Annotated in this window: 6 protein-coding genes; 1 reads left to right on the top strand and 5 read right to left on the bottom strand. The window is 58.4% G+C overall.

What is annotated here, in order from left to right:
- The coding region (locus tag IRZ31_RS18805; RefSeq protein ID WP_297156487.1) for a serine hydrolase at positions 1 to 1,338 on the top strand (1,338 nt) is incomplete at its 5' end.
- Positions 1,339 to 1,530: 192 nt separating this feature from the next.
- On the opposite strand, the gene IRZ31_RS18800 is transcribed toward IRZ31_RS18805, so the two are convergent.
- The 5 genes from IRZ31_RS18800 to IRZ31_RS18780 form a co-directional block, all read right to left on the bottom strand.
- Complete coding sequence (locus tag IRZ31_RS18800; protein ID WP_297156485.1) at positions 1,531 to 2,349, bottom strand: phosphodiester glycosidase family protein; 819 nt, start codon at positions 2,347 to 2,349, stop codon at positions 1,531 to 1,533.
- A 241-nt stretch (positions 2,350 to 2,590) separates the two neighbouring features.
- Complete coding sequence (locus IRZ31_RS18795) at positions 2,591 to 3,430, bottom strand: hypothetical protein (RefSeq protein WP_297156483.1); 840 nt, start codon at positions 3,428 to 3,430, stop codon at positions 2,591 to 2,593.
- 6 nt (positions 3,431 to 3,436) lie between these two features.
- Entirely contained in the window at positions 3,437 to 4,876 is a 1,440-nt protein-coding gene (locus tag IRZ31_RS18790) for a MurT ligase domain-containing protein (protein WP_297156481.1), read from the bottom strand.
- 338 nt (positions 4,877 to 5,214) lie between these two features.
- Positions 5,215 to 6,672, bottom strand: a complete 1,458-nt coding sequence (gene proS, locus IRZ31_RS18785; protein ID WP_297156480.1) for a proline--tRNA ligase — start codon at positions 6,670 to 6,672, stop codon at positions 5,215 to 5,217.
- 558 nt (positions 6,673 to 7,230) lie between these two features.
- Positions 7,231 to 7,557 carry a tRNA-binding protein gene (locus IRZ31_RS18780; RefSeq protein WP_363325702.1) on the bottom strand — a complete coding sequence of 109 codons (327 nt, stop codon included), beginning with the start codon at positions 7,555 to 7,557 and terminating at the stop codon, positions 7,231 to 7,233.
- Positions 7,558 to 7,560: the final 3 nt, after the last annotated feature.

The raw sequence follows: 7,560 nt of genomic DNA, 5'->3' as shown, positions 1-7,560 counted from the left end.
GTCTCCCCCCCACCACAGCCCGCCCGCTCGGCAGCTTCTCCTCCTCCAGATTTGCTGCGCCGTTTGCACGATTTGAGCCATAACAAGACCCTGCTTTTGCTATGTGCCGCTCTGCTGGTAGTACTCGTTTCTCTTATTCCGCTACTCGTAAGCTGGTTAGGGGCGCCCAGACCAATGGGCCTCAGCGTGCAACCGAACACAGCCACAGTGGCGGCCACACCGCTTAACCAGGCCCCTGTTAATCCGCACCAACTGGTGATCATTCCCAGCGATACCGATCATCCGCCTCCACCAGTGCTAGCAACGGCGGCTTATCTCATGGATATGGACACAGGGGCGACGCTCTACGCCTACAACCCCTTCATGCACCTGCCGATGCTCAGCACCACCAAGCTGATGACTGCCCTGTTGGCCGTGGAACACGGGAACCTCAATCAGGAGGTGACGATCACGAGCGCCCTCGATCGCGATATTCAACAGCATATCTCTTCGGATAGCAGCCTCTTCGGGCTGAAGAAAGGCGAGACCTATACACTGCGAGACCTGCTCTACGGCCTTCTCCTGCCTTCCGGCAACGACGCTGCAGTGGCGATCGCTGATGCAGTGGGTGGCTCCTATCAACACTTTGTGGACATGATGAATCAGCGCGCTCGCGAGCTGGGCATGTACGACACCCACTATATGAATCCCAGCGGCCTGCTCGCCACCGGCCATTACTCTAGCGCCCACGACCTGGCGGTGCTCGGTCGCTACACCATGAGCAACCCCATCCTCCATCAGATCGCGAACACACGCATGTACCATATCCCCAAGACATCCCAGCACGCCGAGCACTATCTGGTCAACGGAAACCAGTTTCTCTGGTGGTATCCTGGCGCTGACGGCGGTAAGCCAGGCTGGGACGGCAACACAGACTTTGTGCAGGTGGTCTCCTGCACACGCAATAACCGCCACCTGATTGGAGTAACGATGAACACGAAAGACTGGTGGACGGATATGCGCGATTTGATGAACTGGGGCTTTGACAATTTCCAGTGGATCTCACCTTACGATGTCGATCTGCAACACCCCATTCCCTACGACTATGACTGGGGTTACTTTGTTCGCGATAAAAAGACCAACACGCTGCCAACGGCTAATCACGGTCGCTATTACATCTATACAGGCTACAGCGTCTCACCTCCTATTTTAAACTTTTTTGACAAGAACGGCGGCCTGGATAAATTTGGCTTTCCAACCAGCATGCCCGACTACAATCAAGGGAACCTGGTAAGTCAGCATTTCCAGAAAGCTACAATTCAGTGTGATGTGGCCGGTAAGCAGTGCAAACGTCTCTAGCTAGCCCAGCCAGCCACCAGGCCCGCCATCGGCGAAGCCCCTGGCTGGGCCCCGGACTTTCCCAAGGCAAGCGGGGGATAACCAGCACAGCTGCTGGCTGGGGCCAGCTTGCTTTTGCGCTTGATCGCCATGCCACAGCACCCAAGAGAGGAGCGCCGCTATCCGCTGCCAGACGAGGGCCCAGAGCGGGTGCTAACGGGGCTGCAGCACGATGGCAATCGGCACCGGCGTCAGGGAATCCACGCCGAAGCGCTGGCCACCGGCATTCAGGTACATCCCCGTCGAGGAGCCGCCGTCAAGGTTGAGAGCGACATCAATATTCAGGTCAGAGGCCAGCAGTAAATCGTCGAACTCGTCCAGCGAAAAGGCCGCATCGGGACTGATAATGAAGAGAAGGCGCCCCTCTTTATCAAAAGCGACAACTGTACGCCGGTTGCTCGATGCGTCAGCGTCAAACTGGGTGCGCTTGCCTCCGGGCAGGACAAGCATGGGGGAAGATTGCGTGGCCTGCTGCAGTTGCTCGCCGGGACTATATGGGTACTGGCTCAGAGAGCGCAGATGAATGGCCCCCTGGTTATCGACGTAGAGCATACCGCCGAAACCGCTGTAGGAGCTGCCGTAGACCTGGCCGTCGGAGACGACCAGACCGGTGGCCTCACCTTGATCGTTGAAGTAGCCGCCATTGATGACTGCCAGCGCCCCTTTCTCCTGTTTGAGCCAGTCACTAATGAAGTGCGGCGTAGAAGGACTGTAGAGCACCCGCAAAGTGATCCGTCGCGGATCGAAGCGGGTGATCATGATGGTGTCCTCATTGCCACTTGGCCCCTTCCAATGCTCATAACGTAGCTCGACGCCCATAGCGAGCATCAGCCAGCGATCTAACGGGCGGCTGGTGCCATCAGAGGAGGTAAGCACGGTAGGGGAAGGCGTGCCTGGTCCGGTAATGTTGATGCTGATCGGCTCCTGACAGCTTGTCAGGAGCCACGTGCTCAGAAGCAGCGAGCAGAGCAAGAGCCACGAGAATCCTTTTCTGCCTTTTTCTCTCCCTCTCATCCAGGGCATGACAATAGTCCCTTCCTGCCACAATTATCAGCTTAAGATCTTGTTCTTTCCTCGTGCGCTCAAGCTGATGCAGCGCCCGCCAGGCTCAGAGCGCGAGGAAACCAGTCAGCCAGCCGATCGTAACGCCAGCTCCAGACTCGGCCCCCAAAAAAGCCTAGCAGCCGGCCTGCGAGTCCCGAAGCGCAGTAAGCTAGAGGGAGCGCGAGGTAGAGCCAGGCGAGAGGCGTTCTCGCCAGGGAGTAGCATCGATAGCCGAGACCGTTCCTTTGAAGGCCATCGCCAGCTTGAAGGCTGCTGCGTGGGCCTCCTGCTCTGTCGAGTCATCTAGAGGCGGCAGCTCAACCTGTCCATAACGGCGTGCCAGCGCGCGAGTAATCAGCAGATCGGTGAACCAGGGATTCTTCGGCAGCACAGGCCCATGCAAATAGGTCCCAAAGACATTTTTATAGACCGCTCCTTCATAGCCATCCTTACCATTATTGCCCCAGCCAGCCAAAACCCTCCCCAACGGCTGAGCCCCTGGTCCCAGATAGGTTCGCCCGCTATGATTTTCGTAGCCGACCAGCACCTGCTTGCCGCACTCAGGGAACTCACATTCGATGGCGATATGGGTCATGAAGCGGGTGCTTCCGCCTTCGGTATGCAGATCAAGGATGCCCACCCCTTTCAGCTCAGGGCCTTCGAAGGGTTTGTAGGAGTGCCCAAGCAACTGGTAGCCAGCACAGACTGCCAGAAAGACTGTATTCGACTCAGCAGCCTCACGCAGCGAGGGCGCCTTGAGCTGCAGATCGCGCGCAGCCACCTCCATCTCGCGATCGGCCCCTCCGTGGAAGAGGATCAGATCATACTGCGTGAAGTCTGGCGTTTGCTTGACAAAAATCTGGTCAATAGCGGTCTTGATGCCACGCCACTTGCAGCGTTTGACGATCGCGAAGAGATTGCCGCGGTCGGCGGCCACACTCATCAACTGCGGATAGAGATGCCCAATGCGCAAAACCAGGCGCGTATCTTTTCCCTGCTCGTTTGCCATGCCTGCTTACTCCTCCCAATAGGGCTTGACCCAGCCACGTTTCTGCATAATGCGACGCAGCTCCTGTGTGGGTGTATAGCTGGCCATGATATAGAGTGTGCCACCAGGACCGGCGTTCTGCAAGGCCGCATTAAGCGCTGCCTCACGCTCATGGATGACGCGTACACGATCGAGGGGCACCTCAGCATATTTTAGGCGCATCGCCAGCTCTTCGGCCTTGGTTCCGCTGCAAATCACATCGGCTACTTGGGGCGAAATCTCCTCCAGATCGACGTCCCAGAGCCAGGCGAAGTCTTCGCCGTCGACAACCGTATTGCTGGCGACTAGCAGCAGATGCTTCTCGCCCGGATGCTGGGCGATGAGACGCAGCACCAGATTAAAAGAGGTGGGATTTTTGACGAAGGCCAGATAGATGGTCTGGTCGCCAGCCTGGATCTTCTCCAGGCGACCGAAGGCTGTACGGATATTACTGAGAGCCGCAGGGATCTTCTCAATGCCAAAGCCCGCGGCGATCGAGGCGGCGGTGGCGGCAGCAGCATTGTAGACATTATGGACGCCAGGCAGGGGCAGCGTCAGCTCCAACTGGCCGAGCGGCGTCTCCATCGTTACCTGAGTGGGGCCATCCCCCCGCGGGTCCAGATGGATCGAGGTTGCTGCTACATCCAGGGGCGGCAACTCATAGCCACAGTTGGGGCAGCGATAGAGTCCCAGATGAGAAAGATAAGCCACTTCGTAGACCAAATCTTCATTGCAGCGAATGCAGCGAATGACGTCGGCAGCATGCTCGGGCACGGGGCGACCGATATCAGTAGTGCGCAGGCCGAAGTAGAGCTTCCTGGCGCGCGCCTGTTGCCCAAAGCTAGCCACCTGGGGGTCATTGCCATTCAGCACAATCGTGGCTGTCTCTGGCAGGCTCTCTAGTAGCTTATCGAGAGCCTTGGCCACAGAATATAGCTCGCCATAGCGATCCAACTGGTCGCGGAAGATGTTGGTAATGACGACGACATCGGGCTGAATCTCGGGCATGGCCACCGGCATTGTGCCCTCATCAATCTCAAAGAGTAAGAGATCGCTATCAAGTCGCCCGAAGATATCTGCGAAGTTGACGATAACGGAGGTTACGCCTTGCAGCAAGTTCGAGCCGGTGCGATTATGAGAAACGCGCCGACCGCTGGCATCGGCGATGGCGGCGGTCATGCGCGCAGTAGTAGTTTTGCCATTGCTGCCAGTGATCACAATTTTTTTTGCGCTCGTGGTCGCCATGACGGAGCGGAGCACGTTGGGATCAATGCGCCGTGCAATCATGCCCGGCAGGCTTGTGCCGCCGCCGATGCGAAAGAGGCGGCCCGAGGCCCCCGCCAGCTTGCCAGCGGAGATTGCCAGGGCCAGGCGTGCACGGCCCGGCCATGAGGTTCCCCCGCCACCATGTTTCGAGTAGTCTGCCATACGAAAAGAGCCTCCCAGCACTCAAGGCGGATAGTTCATCGTGAGCAGTATAACAAAGGAGGCTCAGGCGGGCAAGTCAGATAAGGTCTTCTTGCTAGCTTTCTTCCGTCCGGCCTGGTCCGCTGCCTCCAGACAAAGAGCTGAGAGAGCCACGCTGTTCCCGCCGGACCCACCAGGCCCGCCAGGCGCCCCGCTCCAGCGTCTCTGCCTGGACGAAGACAGCGAGGGACAGCCCCAAGCAGAGCTAGCGGAGACTGTCCCTCTGTCAGGATCGATTCGATCGACCGAGACAGCACCTCATTCCCCGGATGAGAGTAGTCCCATCCACACCACCATGCTCAATACGAGCGCGCAAAGACGGCCTCGCAGGTCGCCGGCTTCCCCGTGTAGAAGCAACGTCCCTGCACTCCGCCCTCGGGCTGATCAAAAGGAATGACACGCAGTGTGGCTTTCGTCTCCTCCTTGATCGCCAGCTCAGCCTCACTATCCTCTGCCCACTTCACCCGCACAAAGCCGCGCTTCTCGCTCATAATCTCCTTAAACTCGTCGTACGTCTCAGCGTAGTAGGTATGCTCCTCGCGGAAGGCCAGGGCCCGCTGGAATAGAGCCTGCTGCACCTCCTCTAGCAGCTCTGGCAGGCGGGTCTCCAGCGCATCGATGGCCACCGTCTCCTTGGCGCGATTATCGCGGCGCACCAGCACCACACTATTGTTCTGCACATCGCGCGGACCAATTTCAATGCGCACCGGCACCCCACGCAGCTCCCACTCGTTGAATTTCCAGCCTGGCGTATTGTCGCTCAAATCGACCTTGAGCCGCACCTTGCCTTTCAGCATGCGCTCGATGCGCCCGATAGCTTCCATGATCGCCCCCTGATCGGCATCCTTGCGCCAGATCGGCACAACCACGGCCTGATAGGGAGCGACATGCGGCGGTAGAATCAGGCCCGACTCATCGCCGTGCACCATGATGATAGCGCCTATGATGCGCGTGCTCAGCCCCCAGCTCGTCGTCGCGCAATACTTGCGCTGGCCATCGGCATCCAGATACTGGATATCGAAGCCCTGGGCAAAGTTATGGCCCAGATTATGGCTGGTGGCCGACTGCAGGGCTTTGCCATCACGCATCATCGCCTCTAGAGAGTAGGTGCGCAAGGCCCCGGCAAATTTCTCATTCTCGCTCTTGCGCCCGTGGAGCACAGGGATCGCCAGATCCTCTTGCACAAACGAGCGGTAGACTTCCAGCATCAGGCGCGTGCGCTCTTCGGCCTCCTCCAGCGTTCGATGGGCGGTATGACCCTCCTGCCAGAGGAACTCGGCGGTGCGCAGGAAGAGCACTGTGCGCTTCTCCCAGCGCATCACGTTGTTCCAGAGATTAATCAAGAGCGGTAGATCGCGATAGCTCTGAATCCACTTGGCGAAGCTGTAGCCAATGATCGTCTCGCTGGTGGGGCGAATAGCCAGCGGCTCCTCCAGCTCTTCGCCTCCTCCGCGGGTCACCCAGGCCACTTCGGGAGCGAAGCCCTCCACATGCTTGGCTTCCCGCTCCAGGAAGCTGCGCGGGATCAGCAGCGGGAAGTAGGCGTTCATCACGCCTGTTTCCTTAAAGCGGGCATCGAGCAGGCGCTGAATATGCTCCCAGATGGCATAGCCATAGGGGCGGATAATCATGCAGCCGCGCACCGGCGCATAATCGGCCAGCTCGGCCTTGCGGACTACCTGGTTATACCAGCGTGAAAAATCGTCGCTCTGATCGACAAGTTCCTCGACGTACTTCTCCTTTGCTCCTTCGGCCATATTGAAGAACACCCTTTCTCTCGCAGAGAGCAGACAGCAGACGGATAGGAAGAGAAACAGCCCAATAAAAAAACTCGCCCTTAGAGAAGGACGAGCACCGAGACCCGTGGTACCACCTTACTTGAGCGGCCTCTTGCGAGACAGCCCCACTCGTACGACCAGGCAGCCAGCTATCTCTCAGCAGCGGCTCGTCTCAATCAACCCCTGGCCCCAGCGACAACCTCTCTCTTTCAAGCGGGCCAGTAACCAGCCAGCCAGTACCTTGCCCTAGCAGGCAAATCCTGATCGCCTCCTCCGCTAACGGCGAGGGAACCGGTCGACTCTTCGCCGACGCTCTCAGGTGGGTTCAGCGCGGTCCCATTCACCGGCTTGCACCGTCCCGGCTCGCTATCGAACGGTCGCCACGCTTACTAGTCCTGATCACCGCACTCCACTATGCTACCTTCGGGTTAATCGCAGCTGCGCTTTGCTCTGGCGCTCAGGATACACCTTTTCCCCTGGGCTGTCAAGCAGGTGAGGCGGAAGAGGATGAGGCGAGAAAAGGCCCGCCTCGCCTCCTCAAAACATGCGCCCTCCAAGAGGGACCTCTCTGGTGGGGGTCAGCAAGATGACTTTGCCGTCGGCATCGGGTACGCCCAGGGTCAGGACCTCCGAGCGGAAAGGACCAATCTGCTTTGGTGGAAAGTTGACTACAGCTACTACCTGCAGGCCAAGCAGCTCCTCTTTGGAATAGTTGGTGATCTGAGCAGAGGAGCGCTTGAGGCCGATCTCAGGACCGAAATCGATGGTCAGCTTATAGGCGGGCTTGCGCGCTTGAGGAAAGTCTTCGACGGCCACGATTTTGCCCACCCGAATATCGACCTTTTCGAAGTCTTCATAACTAATGGT

Source organism: Thermogemmatispora sp., assembly GCF_019683635.1.
Classification (GTDB): Bacteria; Chloroflexota; Ktedonobacteria; order Ktedonobacterales; family Ktedonobacteraceae; genus Thermogemmatispora.
Note: the sequence above shows the minus strand (reverse complement) of the source record. Positions and strands in the feature narration are given on the sequence as shown.